The organism is Ferrovibrio xuzhouensis (genome assembly GCF_042648965.1).
Classification (GTDB): domain Bacteria; phylum Pseudomonadota; class Alphaproteobacteria; order Ferrovibrionales; family Ferrovibrionaceae; genus Ferrovibrio; species Ferrovibrio xuzhouensis.
Genome location: NZ_JBHRYJ010000006.1, coordinates 43,434 through 60,306 on the forward strand (window position 1 = coordinate 43,434; position 16,873 = coordinate 60,306).

At 69.1% G+C, this 16,873-nt stretch carries 13 protein-coding genes; 9 read left to right on the forward strand and 4 right to left on the reverse strand.

Features of this window, described 5'->3' with window-relative positions:
• Window positions 1-32: 32 nt before the first annotated feature.
• From ACFOOQ_RS20255 to ACFOOQ_RS20270, 4 genes are read left to right on the forward strand one after another with little or no spacing between them, the layout of a single operon-like run.
• Window positions 33-1,031 (forward strand): AAA family ATPase, encoded by a 999-nt coding sequence (locus tag ACFOOQ_RS20255; protein WP_379729697.1) that lies wholly within the window; start codon window positions 33-35, stop codon window positions 1,029-1,031.
• Window positions 1,032-1,085: 54 nt separating this feature from the next.
• On the forward strand, window positions 1,086-2,003 hold the full coding sequence (locus tag ACFOOQ_RS20260; protein WP_379729513.1) for a DUF58 domain-containing protein: 918 nt from the start codon (window positions 1,086-1,088) through the stop codon (window positions 2,001-2,003).
• Window positions 2,004-2,019: 16 nt separating this feature from the next.
• A complete protein-coding gene (locus ACFOOQ_RS20265) occupies window positions 2,020-4,833 on the forward strand; it encodes a DUF4159 domain-containing protein (RefSeq protein WP_379729514.1) in 2,814 nt (937 codons plus the stop codon).
• Window positions 4,834-4,847: 14 nt separating this feature from the next.
• Window positions 4,848-6,947 carry a hypothetical protein gene (locus ACFOOQ_RS20270; RefSeq protein ID WP_379729515.1) on the forward strand — a complete coding sequence of 700 codons (2,100 nt, stop codon included), beginning with the start codon at window positions 4,848-4,850 and terminating at the stop codon, window positions 6,945-6,947.
• Window positions 6,948-6,953: 6 nt separating this feature from the next.
• Here the strand turns inward: ACFOOQ_RS20270 and ACFOOQ_RS20275 are convergent, their stop codons facing one another.
• The 3 genes from ACFOOQ_RS20275 to ACFOOQ_RS20285 form a co-directional block, all read right to left on the reverse strand.
• Window positions 6,954-7,340, reverse strand: coding sequence for a hypothetical protein (locus ACFOOQ_RS20275; protein ID WP_379729516.1), 387 nt, complete (start codon window positions 7,338-7,340; stop codon window positions 6,954-6,956).
• A gap of 3 nt (window positions 7,341-7,343) precedes the next feature.
• The gene (locus tag ACFOOQ_RS20280) at window positions 7,344-7,892 is read right to left on the reverse strand and encodes a GNAT family N-acetyltransferase (RefSeq protein WP_379729517.1); all 549 of its coding nucleotides are present in this window, start codon (window positions 7,890-7,892) and stop codon (window positions 7,344-7,346) included.
• Window positions 7,893-8,180: 288 nt separating this feature from the next.
• Complete coding sequence (locus ACFOOQ_RS20285; protein WP_379729518.1) at window positions 8,181-9,122, reverse strand: LysR family transcriptional regulator; 942 nt, start codon at window positions 9,120-9,122, stop codon at window positions 8,181-8,183.
• 109 nt (window positions 9,123-9,231) lie between these two features.
• On the opposite strand from ACFOOQ_RS20285, the gene wrbA reads away from it, so the two are divergent.
• Together wrbA and ACFOOQ_RS20295 are read left to right on the forward strand one after the other, a co-directional pair.
• Window positions 9,232-9,831, forward strand: coding sequence for an NAD(P)H:quinone oxidoreductase (gene wrbA, locus ACFOOQ_RS20290; protein WP_379729519.1), 600 nt, complete (start codon window positions 9,232-9,234; stop codon window positions 9,829-9,831).
• Between the two features lie 67 nt (window positions 9,832-9,898).
• The gene (locus ACFOOQ_RS20295; RefSeq protein ID WP_379729520.1) at window positions 9,899-10,618 is read left to right on the forward strand and encodes a pirin family protein; all 720 of its coding nucleotides are present in this window, start codon (window positions 9,899-9,901) and stop codon (window positions 10,616-10,618) included.
• A 36-nt stretch (window positions 10,619-10,654) separates the two neighbouring features.
• Here ACFOOQ_RS20295 and ACFOOQ_RS20300 read toward each other — a convergent pair whose 3' ends face one another.
• On the reverse strand, window positions 10,655-13,039 hold the full coding sequence (locus ACFOOQ_RS20300; RefSeq protein WP_379729521.1) for a DUF3772 domain-containing protein: 2,385 nt from the start codon (window positions 13,037-13,039) through the stop codon (window positions 10,655-10,657).
• A 210-nt stretch (window positions 13,040-13,249) separates the two neighbouring features.
• Between ACFOOQ_RS20300 and ACFOOQ_RS20305 the strand changes: the two genes are divergently transcribed.
• The 3 genes from ACFOOQ_RS20305 to ACFOOQ_RS20315 are packed head-to-tail and all read left to right on the forward strand — an operon-like array spanning window position 13,250 to window position 16,859.
• Complete coding sequence (locus ACFOOQ_RS20305; protein ID WP_379729522.1) at window positions 13,250-13,951, forward strand: TVP38/TMEM64 family protein; 702 nt, start codon at window positions 13,250-13,252, stop codon at window positions 13,949-13,951.
• Between the two features lie 9 nt (window positions 13,952-13,960).
• Complete coding sequence (locus ACFOOQ_RS20310; protein ID WP_379729523.1) at window positions 13,961-15,388, forward strand: dihydrolipoyl dehydrogenase family protein; 1,428 nt, start codon at window positions 13,961-13,963, stop codon at window positions 15,386-15,388.
• Between the two features lie 19 nt (window positions 15,389-15,407).
• Entirely contained in the window at window positions 15,408-16,859 is a 1,452-nt protein-coding gene (locus ACFOOQ_RS20315; RefSeq protein WP_379729524.1) for a sensor histidine kinase, read from the forward strand.
• Window positions 16,860-16,873: the final 14 nt, after the last annotated feature.

The window sequence follows — 16,873 nt, forward strand, 5'->3', positions numbered from 1 at the left end:
TTTCATTCCGCTTCTACTATATACTCGACTGCATGCACAATTTCAGCGATACCGCCGAGCAAATCCTCCCCGAGATCGAGCGTATCGGCGGCCGACTCGGTGCCGCGCGCGAGGCGGTCGGTCGCAGCATCTTCGGCCAGGACACGGTGATCGAGGAAACCCTGATCACCCTGCTGGCCGGCGGCCATGCGCTGCTGGTCGGCGTGCCGGGCCTCGCCAAGACCAAACTGGTCGAGACGCTGGCCCGGGTGCTCGGGCTGGATGCCCGCCGCGTGCAGTTCACCCCCGACCTCATGCCGGCCGATATCACCGGCTCGGAAGTGCTGGAGGAGACCGACGGCGGCCGCCGCTCGTTCCGCTTCATCCCCGGCCCGATCTTCTGCCAGCTGATGATGGCCGACGAGGTCAACCGCGCCAGCCCGCGCACCCAGTCGGCCCTGCTGCAGGCAATGCAGGAGCGCCAGGTCTCGGTCGGCGGCCAGCGCCATGACCTGCCGGCGCCGTTCCATGTACTGGCGACCCAGAATCCGCTGGAGCAGGAAGGCACCTATCCGCTACCCGAAGCCCAGCTCGACCGTTTCCTGCTGCAGATCGACGTCGGCTATCCCGACCGCGAGGCCGAGCGGCGCATGCTGTTCGCCACCACCGGCGCCACCGAGGACGCCGTACCGACGGTGTTGACGGCCGCCGATCTGTTGGCGGCCCAGCGGCTGGTGCGCCGCCTGCCGGTCGGCGACAGCGTGGTCGAAGCCATCCTCACGCTGGTGCGCAACGGCCGGCCGGAAGAGACCGGTATCGACGGCATCGCGGGACTGGTCGCCTGGGGCCCCGGCCCGCGCGCCAGCCAGGCCCTGATGCTGGCGGTCCGCGCCCGCGCCCTGCTGCAGGGCCGGCTCGCGCCGTCACTGGAAGATGTCTTCGCGCTGGCCGCGCCGGTGCTGCGGCATCGTATGGCGCTGACCTTCGCTGCCCGTGCCGATGGTGTCACCGTCACCGACGTGATTGCACGCCTGGCCGATCCACTGAAGTGAGGGTTGCCCGATGACCGGCCGGCCGAGCGGCACCATCCGGACAAGTGAGATGCGATGAGCAGCGGCGCAGCGGCCGGGGCGACCTTGCAGGCCCGACGCCAGCGCGCCGAACATATTGCCGCTTTTCTGCCGCCCCTGCTGGTGGCCGCCGAACGGGTTGCCGCCACCGTCGAGCAGGGCGTGCATGGCCGCCGCCGCGTCGGTCCCGGCGATGCCTTCTGGCAGTTCCGCCGCTACAGTCCCGGCGACGCAATCAGCCGCATCGACTGGCGCCAGACCGCCAAACGCACCCATACCTTCATCCGCGAAAACGAATGGGAAGCCGCCGAGAGCGTCTGGCTATGGCGTGACGCTTCGCCGTCGATGCGCTGGAAATCGCCGCAGGGCGCCGAACGCAAGGACGAACGCGGCGACCTGCTGCTGCTGGCATTGGCCAGCCTGCTGCTGCGCGGCGGCGAGCGCATCGCCCTGCTCGGCCATCCCGGCCGGCCGGCCCATGGCCGGCTGGTGATGGAGCGGCTGGCCGAACGCCTGCTGCGCTCCCGCGAGGACACGGCGGACGCCAGCCTGCCGCCGACCCAGATCCTGCCGCGCCATGCCCAGGTCGTGCTGATCGGCGACTTTCTCTATCCGGTCGACGAAATCGCGGCACGGCTGCGCAGCTTCGCCGACATGGGCGTGAAAGGTACCGTGCTGCGGCTGGTCGATCCGGCCGAGGAAGACTTCCCCTATACCGGCCGCACCCGCTTTCTCGGCCTTGAAGGCGAGGGCATGCTGCTGGCGCCGCGCGCCGAAGCGCTGGCCGCCGACTGGCATGCCACCTTTGCCGCGCATCAGCAGGCGCTGGCCGAGGCCTGCCGCCGGCTCGGCTGGCGCCACCTGAAACACCGCACGGACGCACCGCCGCAGACGGCCCTTATGGCCCTGTTCATGGGCCTGCAGGGCGACCGCGGCCCGCGCATGGCCCGGTAATGCTCACGGGGCCAACATGCTGACTCTGGGCAGCCTCGCCTTCGCCACCCCCTGGGCGCTGGTCGCACTGGCCGCCCTGCCGGTGCTGTGGTGGCTGCTGCGCATCACCCCGCCGCAACCGAAGGACATCACCTTCCCGCCTTTGCGCCTGCTGCTGATGTTGCAGCCGCGCGAGGAGACGCCGGCGCATACGCCGCTGTGGCTGCTGCTGCTGCGCCTGCTGATTGCGGCGCTCGCCATCATCGCGCTGGCCGGCCCGGTGCTGAACCCGCAGCCGGCGCAGCATGGCGGCGGCCCGCTGATCCTGGTGATTGATGACGGCTGGACCGCGGCGCCGCGCTGGCGCGAGCGGCTCGCCCATGCTGATGACCTGCTGACCCAGGCCGCCCGCGAGGGCCGCTCGGCCCTGCTGCTGACCACCGCCGCGCCGGCCAGCGGCGATGCCATGCAGGCCGGGCAGCTGATGCCGGCCGACGACCTGCGGCCCGTGGTGGCCGCGCTGGAGCCCAAGGCGTGGCGCAGCGACCGCGCCGCCCTGCTGCAGGCCCTGCAGAAAGCCCGCCTGCCCGAGCATGCCGAAACCGTCTGGCTGACCGACGACCTGCAGGACAACAGTGGTCGCGACAGCGGCGAGTCGGCCTATACCCTGGCCGAATGGCTGCTGCGGCTCGGACCTGTCACGGTGATCGCGCCGCCGGCCGGCGACCGGCCGATCACCCTGCTGCCGCCGGTGACCAACGCCCAGGGCGACAGTGTCACCGTGCGGCGCCCCGCCGGCGGCAGCCTGCCGCCGCGCAACCTGACGCTGCGCGCCGTCACCGACCAGGGCCGCATCCTGCAACGCGACACGCTGTCCTTCGCGTCCGGCGCGGAAACCGCCGCAGTCAAGCTCGACCTGCCGAGCGAACTGCGCAACCAGCTCTCGCGCCTCGAAATCGAGGAACAGCCGAGCGCCGGCAGCGTGCAGCTGCTGGATGATCGCTGGCGTCGCCGCCCGGTCGGCCTGGTTGCCGGCGGCGCCATCGAGACGCGGCAGCCCTTGCTGGATGACCTGTTCTACCTGCAGCGCGCACTCAATCCCTATGCTGAGCTGCGCACCGGCAGCATTTCCGACCTGCTGCAGCGCGACATCTCGGTGATCGTGCTGGCCGATGTGGCGCAGGTGATCGGCAGCGACGAGAAGCCGCTGCGCGACTGGCTGGACCGCGGCGGCGTGCTGCTGCGCTTCGGCGGGCCGCGCATGGCCGAGGCCAGCGACGACCTGCTGCCGGTGCATCTGCGCCGCGGCGCGCGCCAGCTCGGCAGCGCGCTGTCATGGACCCAGCCGCAGCATCTTGGCCCGATCCCCGAAACCAGCCCTTTCTACGGGCTGGCCGGCGGCGACGAGATCACGGTCAGCCGCCAGGTGCTGGCCGAGCCCGACGAGCGGCTCGGCGAGAAGACCTGGCTGCGGCTGCAGGACGGCACGCCGCTGGTCACCGCCGACCGCCGCGGCAAGGGCTGGCTGATCCTCGTGCATACCACCGCCAATACCCTGTGGTCGGACCTCGCGCTCAGCGGCTTCTACGTCAGCATGCTGCGCAAGGTGATCGACCTGTCGCAGGGCGTGGCCGCCGCCGGTGCCGATGCCGAAGCACCGCTGCCGCCGCTGGCCGTGCTGGATGGCTTCGGCCGTTCGGTGCAGCCCGGCCCCGCCGTGCAGCCGGTGCCCGCCCGCGAGCTGGCGACGCTGCAGCCGGCGCCGCGTCATCCGTCCGGCTGGTATGGCCGGCTCGACGCCCGCCGTGCGCTCAATACCGTCGCCGCGAACACCGTGCTGATGCCGGTGACGCGCTGGCCGGCCGACGTGCAGCTCCGCGACCTCGACCAGCAGAGCCAGGAAATCCGCCTGCTGCCGCCGCTGCTGACCACGGCCCTGCTGCTGTTCCTCGCCGACTGGCTGATCGGCCTGGCGCTGCGCGGCCTGCTGCCCCGCATCCGCCGGCCGGCAACCGCGGTCTTCGCACTGGCGGCCGTCCTGCTCGGTGCCGCCATTGCCGGCAACGCCCAGGCACAACAGGCGCCGCCGCAAAATCAGCAGCGCCGTGGTGCCGCCACGCTGTCGGCCGGCGACGAATTCGCCATGAAGGCGTCGCTCGACCTGCGGCTCGCCTTCGTGGTGACCGGCCAGCCGGACATCGACCAGATGAGTCGCGCCGGCCTTTATGGCCTGACCGAGGTGCTCTACCGCCGCACCTCGATCGAGGCGGCCGAGCCGATCGGCGTCAATCTCGAAAGCGACGACATTTCGGTGCTGCCGTTCCTGTACTGGCCGATCGCGCCGACCCAGCCGCAGCTGTCCGATGCCGCGCTGCGCCGGGTCGACCAGTTCATGAAGACCGGCGGCATGATCCTGTTCGATACCCGCGACCAGGCGAACGGCTTCAGCGGCACGGCGGCCAGCCCGAATACCGAAAAGCTGCGCCAACTGCTGGCCAAGCTCGACATTCCGCCGCTGATGCCGGTGCCGAACGACCATGTGCTGACCAAGGCCTTCTACCTGCTGCAGGACTTCCCGGGCCGCTATGCCGGCGGCACCGTCTGGGTCGAACGCAATCCCGGCGGCGACAAGGACGGCGTCACCTCGATGGTGGTCGGCAGCCATGACTGGGCGGCGGCCTGGGCGATGGACCCGGGCGGGCGGCCGCTGGCGGCGACGATCCCGAACAATCCGCGCCAGCGCGAATATGCCTACCGCTTCGGCGTCAACCTGCTGATGTACACGCTCACCGGCAACTACAAGGCCGACCAGGTGCATGTGCCGGCCCTGCTCGAACGCCTCGGGCAGTAGCGGCGGGGCCTCGCATGACCGGCGCCATCTCCTTCGATTTCGCACCGCTGATCCCCTGGTGGGCGATCATTGCCTGTGCCTCGGTTGCCCTGCTGCTGACCGCGCTCGGCCTGTGGCGGCGGGCGCGCGGCAGCCTGCTGCGCCTGCTGGTCGCGATCCTCGTGCTGGCGGCGTTGGCCAATCCGGTCGCCCGCAACGAGGACCGCGCCGAACTGCCCGACATCGCCGTGGTGGTGGTCGACGACAGTCCGAGCCAGTCGATCGGCCAGCGTCGTCAGCAGGCGGAAGCCGCCGAGGCCGCCCTGCGCGAAAAGCTGGCCGGCATCGGCAATCTCGAGGTCCGCATCGTACATGCCGGCAAGCCGGCCGCCGGCAGCGCCGAACGCGACGAGGGCACCCGGCTATACTCTGCGCTGTCGCTGGCGCTGAGCGACCTGCCGCGTCATCGTCTGGCCGGCAGCATCCTCGTCACCGACGGCCAGGTGCATGACATGCCCGACCCGGCGGCGCTGCAGGATGTCGCCATCGCACCGGTGCATGTGCTGCTGACCGGCCGGCCCGACGAGCGCGACCGCCGCCTCGTCGTGAAGAACGCGCCGACCTTCGGCATGGTCAACCAGGATCTCAGCGTCACGCTGCGCATCGACGATACCGGCGCCAAGCCGGGCGAGACCGCACAGCTGCATGTCCGCCAGCAGGATGTCGGCGACCAGATCCTGACGGTGCCGGTCGGCCGCGACCTGACCATTCCCTTCAAGCTGCGCCGCGCCGGCCGCAGCCTGCTGGAATTCGACGTGGCGCCGATCGAGGGCGAACTGACCCCGCTCAACAACCGCGCGGTGCTGTCCGTCAATGGCGTGCGCGACCGCCTGCGCGTGCTGCTGGTCAGCGGCGAGGTGCATGCCGGCGAGCGCGTCTGGCGCAACCTGCTGAAGGCCGATCCCAATGTCGACCTCGTGCATTTCACCATTCTGCGGCCACCGGACAAGCAGGACGGCACGCCGATCCGCGAGCTGTCGCTGATCGCCTTCCCGATCCGCGAGCTGTTCGAACTCAAGCTCAACGAGTTCGACCTGATCATCTTCGACCGCTACCGGCGGCGCGGCATCCTGCCGAACGCCTATTTCGAGAATATCGTCAAATACGTCGAGAACGGCGGCGCGCTGCTGGAAGCCTCGGGCCCGGCCTATGCCACACCGCTCAGCCTGTACCGCACGCCGCTGGCGGAAATCTTCCCCGGTGCGCCGACCGGCCAGGTGCGCGCCGAGCCCTTCACGCCGCGCCTGACCGCGACGGGCTGGCGGCATCCGGTCACGGCGGGTTTGCCCCAGGCCGGCACGCCGACGACGAATCCGGCCTGGGGCCGCTGGTTCCGCGCCATCGGCGCCGACGCGCAGCGCGGCCAGACCCTGATGCAGACGCCGCAGGGCGAGCCTTTGCTGCTACTCGACCGCGTCGGCAAGGGCCGCGTCGCGCAGCTGTTCTCCGACCAGATCTGGTTGTGGTCGCGCGGCTACGAGGGCGGCGGGCCGCAGGCCGAACTGCTGCGCCGCCTCGCCCATTGGGCGATGAAGGAACCAGACCTCGAGGAAGAGGCTCTGCGCGCCGACATCAAGGGCGGCCAGCTGCAGGTCGAACGGCGCAGCCTGACCGAGCACAAGGAGCCGGTGACGGTGACCGCGCCGGACGGCAGCGAGAGCAAGCTGTCGCTGGTCGAACGCGGCAACGGCGTTGCCAGCAACGCCATGCCAGTCGAACAGGCCGGCATCTACCGGGTGCGCGCCGGCGATCTCGAGACCGTCGCCACCATAGGCGCGATCAACCCGCGCGAATTCGCCGATCCGCGGGCGACGCCCGCCGTGCTCAAGCCGCTGACCGATGCCAGCCATGGCAGCGACCGCTGGCTGATCAACGGCCTGCCCGACATCCGCATGATCGAGAAGCCGACCCGGGTGGCGGCGCGCGATGCCGCCGGCAGCGGCTGGATCGGGCTGTATCGCCAGCATGACTATGTGGTGACCGGCCTGCACCTGACGCCGCTGGCCCTGCCGCTGGCGGTACTGGCCGCCGTGCTGGCCGGCCTGCTGCTGATGTGGCGGCGCGAAAGCCGCTGAGCCGCCTCAGCCGCCGGCGAGCTGGCGGAAGGCCGCCTGCACGGTCATGCCGCTTCGCAATCCGGCGGCTTGTGCCGCTGCATTCACCGCACTGACGATCCCGTTGTCCCAGGCATCCTGCGGATCGCCGATCCGCGCCGACCGATGGCTGCAGGCCAGCGCCGGATAGGCGAGCGCGGCAAGGCCGGCGATCCCGGCGTCGTCCTTGCCCGTGCCCGCATCGTTGAAGACGCAGCCGGCCAGCACCACGGCAGCGGCATAGCGTGCCGCCGACCGGCCGCCATGGCTGCCGGAAATCACCAAGCACCCGGCGTCATCGCCGTTGATTTCGGTGATGCTGTCGACCAGCAGCACGGTCACGCCGAGATCCGCTGGCAGGATCCGGCGTGCCATCGCTCAGGCCGCCCTGCGCCGTCCGCGCGGGCTTGCGCTGCGGAGGGGCTTGCCGACCATGCCGGCGACACCGTCCAGCGCGCCGGGCAGCAGCTCCATCACCTGGAAGCGCTCGCGCTCGACCCAGCCCGGCATCTCCAGCCCGCGGTCGGCGGCACTGGTGAAGCCGAAGGGCTCGTAATAGGGCTTGTCGCCGACCAGGATGCAGATGCGGTGGCCGAGCCGGGTGGCGGCATAAAGGCTGTGCCGGATCAGCGCCCGGCCGATGCCCTGGCCCTGGTAGTCCGGATGCACCGCCACCGGCCCCAGCATGATCGCGGGGGACTGCGCTTCGCCCAGGCCGACCGGCCAGTAGCGGATCGAGCCGAGCAGGCGGCCGCCGCTCGCGCGGATGTCCTGCTCGCGCACCACGAAGGCGAGCGGCCGGAGATGGGCGACGCCCTCGCGCAACCGGTAGACGGTCTTCTTGGCGCGGTCCGACCCGAAGGTCAGATCCAGCAGGGTTTCGATCTGGGCGGCATCGGCGGGCCGCTCGGCGGTAATGGGGAACATGAGCTTGCTTCCGGCAACATAGTCAGAGACCACGGGCGGACGGGTGGCCTGAGCCTGCCGTCCGTTCGGCCGGTGATTCGCGGTCATGCTGGAAGCTGTCTGGCGACGAGAGATGGCGTCTGCGACCTCTGCTTCAGTGCACGCGAACAACCGCCGGGCACCGCTTTCGTTGCGGTGCGCCGTGTTGCGGTCGTCGATGTCGCCACTGGCGGGTCATTGCTCTGCGCCTTCTTGTCGCACCGGTTCGATAGCACAGCCCCCCGGCGGCCGTAAACCCGATTTACGGCGTCAGGCGATCTTGTCGCCCACTGTGTCCAGCCAGACACAGTCCCAGGGCGGCCGGGTCCCGAACCGTTCGGCAAGAAAGTCGATAAAGGCCCGCACCTTGGGAGTCAGGTAGCGCTGGGCCGGGTAAACCGCGTAGATCCCCAGCGGTGGCGGCGTGAAGGCCTCCAGCACCGGCACCAGGCTGCCGGCGGCAAGGTCGGCGCCGACGATGAAACTGGGCAGCCGGGCGATGCCATGGCCAGCCAGCGCCGCCAGCCGCAGCACGTCACCGTTGTTGGCATGCAGCCGCCCCGAGACCCGCACGGTGCCCGGTGCACCCGATTCGTCGATCACCGGCCAGTCCTCCGGCGCGGCGAGATAGCTGTAGATCAGGCATTCATGCTGGCGCAGGTCGCCGGGCTTGAGCGGCACGCCGGCCTTGCGCAGGTAGGATGGCGCGGTACAGAAGACCGTGCGGGCCGGCGCCAGCCGGCGCGCCACCAGGCTGGAATCGCGCAGGTCGCCGATGCGGATGGCGAGGTCGACGTCCTCTTCCAGCAGGTCGATCTGGCGGTCGCTGAAGCTGAGGTCGACATGCAGTTCCGGGCAGAGCGCCAGGAAGTCGGGCATCAGCGGCGCGATGTGGCCGATCCCGAAGCTGAGCGGCAGGTTGACCCGCAGGCGGCCGCGCGGCGCCGTATACAGCGACTGCACGGCGATCTCGGCTGCATCCGCCTCGGCCAGCACCCGCTGGGCATGGGTCAGCACGATCCGGCCGGTTTCGGTCAGCACCAAGCGCCGGGTGGTCCGCTGCAGCAGCTGGGCACCCAGCCGCTCCTCCAGCCGGGCCACCTGCTTGGAGACCGCCGATTTCGACAGTTTCAGGCTGCGGGCGGCGTCGCTGAAGCTGTTCAGCTCGACCACCTTGGCGAAAATCGCCAGATCTGCGAGATTGTCTATCATAGGAAACAATCATATTCCAAACGTGAGATTGTTTCAAATCATCAATGCGCCTACATCTGACCACGAACCGATCACCCCCGGACTTCCCCGGACTGCCAAGGAGGCAACAATGACCAAGGTTCTGGTGCTCTATCATTCGATGTACGGCCATGTGGAAAAGATGGCCGAGGCCGTCGCCGCCGGCGCCCGCGAAGTGGGCGGCGTGCAGGTGACCGTCAAGCGCGTGCCCGAGACCATGCCGGAAGAGGCCTTCAAGAAGGCCGGCGGCAAGTGGGACCAGGCCGCCCCGGTGGCCGATCCGGCCGAACTGGCCGATTATGATGCCATCATCTTCGGCACCGGCACCCGCTTCGGCAACATGACCGGCCAGATGCGCAACTTCCTCGACCAGACCGGCGGCCTGTGGGTCAAGGGTGCGCTGGTCGGCAAGGTCGGCAGCGTGTTTGTTTCCACCGGCACCGGCGGCGGCAACGAGACCACCGCCAGCAGCTTCCATACCACCCTGCTGCACCACGGCATGGTGATCGTCGGCCTGCCCTATGCTCTGCCGGAGACGATGGACGTCAGCGCGGTCAAGGGCGGTTCGCCACTCGGCGCCGGCACCATTGCCGGCCCGGATGGCAGCCGCCAGCCGAGCGAGACCGAACTGAAGACCGCCCGCTTCCAGGGCAAGCATGTGGCGGGCATTGCCGCCAAGCTGAAAGCGTAACAGTCTCCGCATACCCAGACTGCGGCGGCGGCCATGCAACGGACCGCCGCCGCGACAGGAGGTCGTCATGATTCATGTCATCCCGTTCGACAATCTCGGACGCATGCATATCGACTGGCTGAACAGCCGGTTCCACTTCAGCTTCTCCGGCGTCCCCGCCCCGATGGGCAACGGCTTCGGTGCCCTGCGGGTGTGGAACGACGACGAGATCCAGCCGCATTCCGGCTTTCCGATGCACGGTCACCGCGACATGGAAATCATCACCTATGTCCGCAAGGGTGCGATCACCCATGAGGACAGCCTCGGCAACAAGGGCCGCACCCCGGCCGGTGATGTCCAGGTGATGACCGCAGGTACCGGCATCATGCATTCCGAATGGAATGCCGAGGACGACCTGACGCATCTGTTCCAGATCTGGATCGAGCCGCGCCAGCGCAACCTCAAGCCGCGCTGGGACCAGGCGCAGTTCCCGAAGGGCGACCGCGCCAACCGGCTGGTGCCGCTGGCCTCGGGCGAGGAAGCGGTGCGCAGCGATGCGCCGTCGACCCTGCTGATCAACCAGGACGCCACGCTCTATGGCGCCCTGCTGGAGAAAGGTGTCAGCACCACCTATGACCTGAAGGAGAACCGCCTCGCCTATGTCGTCGTCGCCGACGGCAAGGCGATGGTGAACGGCCAGACCGTCGAAACCCGCGCCGGCGCCGCCCTGGTCGGCGAGGGCAAGCTGGAGATCAGCGCCCCCGAGGGCGCCGAGATCCTGATGTTCGACGTGCCGCGGCCGAACTGACCTGACGGCAGACGGCAGACAACCGGCCGGCCGCGGCTAATCCGCGGCCGGCTTTTTGCTGCCCGGCCCCTTGCCACCCAGCGCCTGCAGCGCCTGCTCGATCCGGTCGATGTCGCGCAGGTGGATATCGGTCTGCGTGAAGGGAATCTCGATGCCCTGCGCCAGGCAGGCCTTGTAGATGGCGAAGCGCAGGTCGCTTTCGATCAGGATGCGGCGCTCGACATCGGAAATATAGCCGCGCACCGCAAAGGTCAGCGCGCTGTCGCCGAAATTGCGGAACAGCACGGTCGGCGCCGGCATGCTGAGCACATCCGGGCTGGCCTTCAGGCAGTCGAGCAGCATGTCGCGGGCCTTGTCGACATCGGTGCCATAGGCGAAGCCGATATCGATATCGACGCGGCCGAGCCGGTTACGATGCGTCCAGTTCATCACCGGACTGGAGATCAGCTCGGAATTCGGGATGATCACCGAGGCGCGCGGAAAGGTCTCGATCTCGGTCGAGCGCACGTTGATGCGGCGGACATAGCCTTCCTTGTCGCCGACCACCACCCAGTCGCCGACCTTGACCGGCCGCTCGATCAGCAGGATCAGGCCGGAGACGAAATTGTTGACGATATTCTGCAGGCCGAAACCGATACCGACCGACAGCGCGCCGGCGATGATCGCCAGGTTCGACAGATCGAGACCGACGGCCGCCACCGCGGCCAGGCCGGCGACCAGATAGCCGAGATAGGTCAGCCCGGTGACCATCGAATTGCGCACGCCCGGATCGATGCCGTGCTGCTGTTCCAGCCGGGCATTCAGCCCGCCACTGAGAAACCGCGTCAGCGCGATGCCGACCACCAGCACCATCAGGGCGGCCAGCATGTCGCCGAGCGACAGGGTCACCGGCCCGATGGCGACGCCGAAATACAGTTCGCGCAGATAACCGAACAGCGCGCTGCTGCTCATGCCCCAGGACAGCAGCAAAGCCGCCACCAGCAGGCCGGCCAGGATGATCTCGGTGGCAAAGCCGAGCAGCAGCTGCGACGAGGTGCTGAGCGTGCCGCTCATGCCGAGCATCTCGCGAGCGGCGCGGGCCCGGCCTTCGGCATCCTCGGCGAACTGGTTGAGGCCGTCGCGCAGGGCGACGCGGACCAGGATATAGGCCGCCAGCGCCAGTACCGAGGACAGCAGGCCGTAGGACAGGAAGGCGGCGAAGCTGTAGTAACCGAGCAGGATCGCCGCGGCGGCCAGCAGGTTGAGCAGGACCATGCCCCAGGCCAGCAGGCGCACCGGGCGGTTGGCGGCAAAGGCCGGGCGCCACAGCCGCGGATCGGCAAACAGCAGGTTGAAGACGGTCAGGAAAACGGCGACGGCGGCGATCACCAGATTGCGGCCGGCAGTGCCGAAATCCGGCACGCGGGACGGCGCCACCAGCATCGACACCAGAACCACGCTGACCGCGAACAGCGCCACGCGTCGCAGCAGCAGGGTCTGCTGCTGCGGCGGCAGCGGGATCAGCGCCCAGGCCGGATGGCGCGGCGACAGCACCGCATAGGCCAGGCCGAAGGCCAGCAGGGCGATGCTGACCGCCTGCATCATCGAATGCACCATGGTGCCGAACAGGCCTGTGATCCAGCCGTCGGTGGCCAGCACGCCGTAGACGCTCCACAGCACCGCCATCGGTACCGCCGTGGCATTCAGCCAGGCGACGAAGGCGGCAAAGGTGCGCCGCGCCGGCGCCGGGCTGGCCAAAGCGGGATCAACGCCGAAATGACGGCTCAGCGGCCGCTGCACGATCACCAGCACGACGACGGCAATCAGCGCGACAACCGCGACCTGCAGCAGGGTGACCGGGCCGGAGCGCCGCGGCGCGACGGATTGCCACCATTGTGCCGGTGCTGCGATCACCTGGGTGGCGACCGCCGCGATGTCGGTCATGCCGTCCTGCCAGAAATCGGTGGTCAGCGGCGACGGTCCGCGGTAGCTGAGCTGGCGGGTGAACTGGCTGCGCGCCTCGTCGCTGACGCGGTCCTGCAGGGACTGGATGCGGGCCAGTGCCAGATCGGCCTGCTTCACATTGTCCTGCTCGGTCTGCAGGCGCGCGGTCAACTGGCGGCGCGAGGCGGCGATATCGGCCGACTCGCGCGGCTGGCCCGCGGCCGGCGCCGGACCGAGGGAGTCGAGCTGCGCCTGAGTGGCGGTGGCGACCTGCTTGCGACGGTCGCGTTCCTGGGTCGCCTCCACCCGCAGGCGGTCGAGTTCGCCGCGCAGGGCGGCAAAGCCCGTATCGTCCATGCGCGGATCGCCAAGCTGCCGGGTGACCGCGTTCAGTGCGCTGTCCCAGTTCACCGTGGCCGGACGGTCCTGCGCCATGCCGACGCCGGATACAGCCCACAGCAGCACTGTCAGCACGAGGAACAGCCCAGATCGACGCATTGTCTTTTCGCCTTGCAGCCAGAAATCCTGCAGCCGCCGCTCCATGGTCCCCGCCCCATCTTCCGGCCAGGGTGTCACGTTTCGGTGATACGCCGCCATCGGGGCGACGCTCGCGTGCAATTTACCTCCTTTGCTGCCATTTTTGGGCAAAAACAAGGCTCGGCTCATACTTCCGTCCGTCCGACACCCAATAAGGATCGATATCCCGCAATGGCGGCGAAACGCTTCATACCGCTGACACTGCTGATGCTGGGGCTGGCCGCCTTCCTGGCCCTCGACCTGCGGCATGTCTTCAGCCCCGACGCCCTGCGGCTGCACCAGGCGGAATGGCAGGACTGGATCGCCGTCCATCCGCTGCTCGGCCCGGCCGCCTATACCCTGCTCTATGCTGCCGTGGTCGCCTGCTCCCTGCCGGTGGCGTCTTTCGTCACCGTGGTTGGCGGCTTCCTGTTCGGCGCCTGGTTCGGCACCCTGTGGACGGCGCTCGGCGCCACTGCGGGCGCCGCCATCGTCTTTCTCGCGGCCCGCACGGCACTCGGCGACCGGCTGCGCGCCCGGGCCGGATCCCGCCTCGCCCGCCTGGAAGCGGAATTCCGCGACAACGGTTTCAGCTACCTGTTGTTCCTGCGGCTGGTGCCGGCGTTTCCCTTCTGGCTGGTCAACATCGCACCGGCGATGATCGGCATGCCGCTCGGCCGCTTCATGGCCGCCACCGCGCTCGGCATCCTGCCGGGCACTTTCGCCTTCGCCTATTTCGGCTATGGCCTGCAGGCGACGCTGCGCCAGAGTGAGCATCTGTCGCTGCGGGCCGTGCTGAGTCCGGAAATCCTGATCGGCTTGACTCTGCTGGCCCTGCTGTCTCTGCTGCCGGTATGGATCAGACGACGACGCCACCGCTCGCACAATGACTGAACAAAGAGCATGACCGAGCGGATCGACTGCGACATTGCCGTGATCGGCGCCGGCTCCGCCGGCCTGTCGGTGGCGGCCGGCGCCGCCATGCTGGGCGTGCGCACCGTGCTGATCGAACGCGGCCGCATGGGTGGCGACTGCCTGAATTACGGCTGCGTGCCGTCGAAGGCGCTGATCGCGGCATCACGCCATGCCGTCGGCTGGCGCCAGGCCGGCCGCCTCGGCATCCGCTATGCAGAGCCGGAGATCGATTTCCCCGCCGTCATGCGCCATGTGCAGGATACCATCGCCGCCATCGCACCAAATGATTCCATCGAACGCTTCACTGCGCTCGGCGTGCAGGTGCTGCAGGGAGAGGCATGTTTCACCGGCCCGGACAGCCTCACGGTCGACGGCCGCAGGATCCATGCCCGCCGTTTCGTGATCGCCACCGGCTCGCAGCCGCTGATCCCGCCGATCGAAGGGCTGGCCGACACGCCCTATCTGACCAACGAGACGGTCTTCGCCCTCGACCGGCTGCCGCTGCACCTGCTGGTGATCGGCGGCGGCCCGGTCGGCATCGAGCTTGCCCAGGCGTTCCGGCGGCTCGGCAGCCGGGTCTCGGTGATCGAACAACGGCACTGCCTGCCGCGCGAGGACACGGAACTGTCCGGCCCGGTGCTCGATGCCCTGCGCGACGACGGCGTCGATATCCGCCAGCAGACCGCGGTTGTCCGCGCCGAGAATACCGCAGCCGGCATCGTGCTGACCCTGCAGGCAGCCGACGGCACCACGGAGCGCATCGCCGGCTCCCACCTGCTGGTGGCGGCCGGTCGCCGACCAGCCGTTGACGGCCTGACGCTGGAGCGCGCCGGCATCGCCAGCGGCCCGGCCGGCATCACGGTCGACCGCGGCCTACGCACCAGCAACCGCCGGGTCTATGCCATCGGCGATGTCACCGGCCTCAGCCCGTTTACCCATACCGCCGGCTATCACGCCGCTCTGGTGCTGAAAAACGCCCTGTTCCGGTTGCCGGCAAAGGCCGATCACGACCTGATGCCGCGGGTGACCTACAGCGATCCGGAACTGGCCGCCGTCGGCCTCGACGAGGCCGCCGCCCGGGCCCGCCATGGCGCCATCCGCATCCTGCGCTGGCCCTTCGCCGCCACCGACCGCGCCCAGGCCGAGGGCCGCACGCAGGGTCTGGTCAAGGTGATCGTCACGCCGCGCGGCCGGATTCTCGGTGCCGGCATCGTCGGACCCGATGCCGGCGACCTGCTGCAGCCGTGGAGCCTGGCGCTCGGCCGCCGGCTCGGCATCGGGGCGATGCAGGCGATGATCGCGCCCTATCCGACGCGCAGCGAGGCCGGCAAACGGGTCGCGGGCGAGTTCTTCCGTCCGCAACTGTTCAATCCCCTCACCCGCCGCCTGGTCCGCTTGCTGGCCCGTCTGGGCTGACCGGCGCTATACTCCGGCCATGCAGAATCCGCCGTCCAGTGAGAGTGTCACCCTTCCGGCTGCCGGCCATGCCGTCGCGGCCCGGCATCGCTGGGGGCTGAACAGCCTGTCCGGCCGGCTGCTGGTGCTGACCTTCGCTTTCGTGATGCTGGCGGAAATCCTGATCTACCTGCCGTCGATGGCCCGATTCCGCATCACCTATTTCGAGGCCCGCATCGAACTGGCCGACCAGGCGGCACTGGCCCTGCTGGCAGCGCCGGACGGCATGGTCAGTCCCGAGCTGGAAGCCCAGCTGCTGCATAATGTCGGCGGCAAGCTGGTGGCGATGAAGCGCAAGGATTCGACGGCACTGATCCTGAGCGACCGGCAGGAACTGCCGATGCTGGGCGAACCGATGGACCTGTCGCACTGGATGTGGTGGGACTCGATCTTCGACGCAATCATGGCACTGACCGGCGATGTCGACAAATACGTCCGCGTCGTTGCCCCGTCGCCGCGCGACGCCGCGACCCGCATCGAGGTGGTGCTGCCGACCGCGCCGCTGACCGAGGCGCTGCGCGATTTCTCGTGGCGCATCCTGACGCTGTCGCTGCTGATCTCGATCGCCGCCGGCGGCCTCGTCTATTTCAGCCTGCAATGGTGGATGGTGCGCCCGATCCAGCGGCTGATCGGCAGCATCGTGGCGTTCCGTACCGCACCGGAAGATGCGCGGCAGACCATTCAGCCGTCGCGGCGCGGCGACGAGCTGGGACGGGCGGAACGCGAACTGCAGATGATGCAGCAGGACCTGCGCCAGGCCCTGATCCAGCGCGCACGGCTGGCCCAGCTCGGCATCGCCGTCAGCAAGATCAGCCACGACCTGCGCAACATGCTCGCCTCGGCGCAGCTCGTCTCCGACCGGCTCGCCGCCTCGGAAGACCCGACCGTGCGGCAGGTCGCGCCGCGGCTGGTCGGTTCGATCGACCGCGCCATCGAGCTCTGCGCCCAGACCCTGCGCTACGGCAAGGCCGAGGAGCAGACGCCGAAACTGCAGCGCCTGTATCTCGCCGCGCTGGTCGACGGCGTGGCCACCGGACTGGGCCTGCCGGAATCCGGCACCACCATTCGCTGGGTCAATGCCGTGCCGCCCGATCTGGAACTGCAGGCTGACCCCGACCAGCTCTATCGCATATTGAACAACCTGGCGCGCAACGCCTGTCAGGCCATGCCGTCGGGCGGCACCGTGCATGTCAGCGCCATGTCGACCGGCGACTGTGTGGTGATCGAGGTTGCCGATACCGGCGGCGGCCTGAACGAGACCGCGCTCGGCCATCTGTTCGAGGCCTTCCGCGGCAGCCGCAACGGCGGCACCGGGCTTGGCCTGGCGATCGCCCGCGAGCTGGTCCGCGCCCATGGCGGCGAACTGGAACTGGCCCGTACCGGTCCGCTGGGCACCACCTTCCGGATCACCCTGCCCGACGCCGCCTGCTGACCGGTCTCCGGCAA

Excerpts from the sequence above, each read along its gene's own strand:
- ACFOOQ_RS20265 (WP_379729514.1), top strand. The coding sequence starts at position 2,020 with ATGCTGACTCTGGGCAGCCTCGCCTTCGCCACCCCCTGGGCGCTGGTC.
- ACFOOQ_RS20255 (WP_379729697.1), top strand. The coding sequence starts at position 33 with ATGCACAATTTCAGCGATACCGCCGAGCAAATCCTCCCCGAGATCGAG.
- wrbA (WP_379729519.1), top strand. The coding sequence starts at position 9,232 with ATGACCAAGGTTCTGGTGCTCTATCATTCGATGTACGGCCATGTGGAA.
- ACFOOQ_RS20270 (WP_379729515.1), top strand. The coding sequence starts at position 4,848 with ATGACCGGCGCCATCTCCTTCGATTTCGCACCGCTGATCCCCTGGTGG.
- ACFOOQ_RS20315 (WP_379729524.1), top strand. The coding sequence starts at position 15,408 with ATGCAGAATCCGCCGTCCAGTGAGAGTGTCACCCTTCCGGCTGCCGGC.
- ACFOOQ_RS20275 (WP_379729516.1), bottom strand. The coding sequence starts at position 7,340 with ATGGCACGCCGGATCCTGCCAGCGGATCTCGGCGTGACCGTGCTGCTG.
- ACFOOQ_RS20285 (WP_379729518.1), bottom strand. The coding sequence starts at position 9,122 with ATGATAGACAATCTCGCAGATCTGGCGATTTTCGCCAAGGTGGTCGAG.
- ACFOOQ_RS20305 (WP_379729522.1), top strand. The coding sequence starts at position 13,250 with ATGGCGGCGAAACGCTTCATACCGCTGACACTGCTGATGCTGGGGCTG.
- ACFOOQ_RS20260 (WP_379729513.1), top strand. The coding sequence starts at position 1,086 with ATGAGCAGCGGCGCAGCGGCCGGGGCGACCTTGCAGGCCCGACGCCAG.
- ACFOOQ_RS20310 (WP_379729523.1), top strand. The coding sequence starts at position 13,961 with ATGACCGAGCGGATCGACTGCGACATTGCCGTGATCGGCGCCGGCTCC.
- ACFOOQ_RS20295 (WP_379729520.1), top strand. The coding sequence starts at position 9,899 with ATGATTCATGTCATCCCGTTCGACAATCTCGGACGCATGCATATCGAC.
- ACFOOQ_RS20300 (WP_379729521.1), bottom strand. The coding sequence starts at position 13,039 with ATGCGTCGATCTGGGCTGTTCCTCGTGCTGACAGTGCTGCTGTGGGCT.
- ACFOOQ_RS20280 (WP_379729517.1), bottom strand. The coding sequence starts at position 7,892 with ATGTTCCCCATTACCGCCGAGCGGCCCGCCGATGCCGCCCAGATCGAA.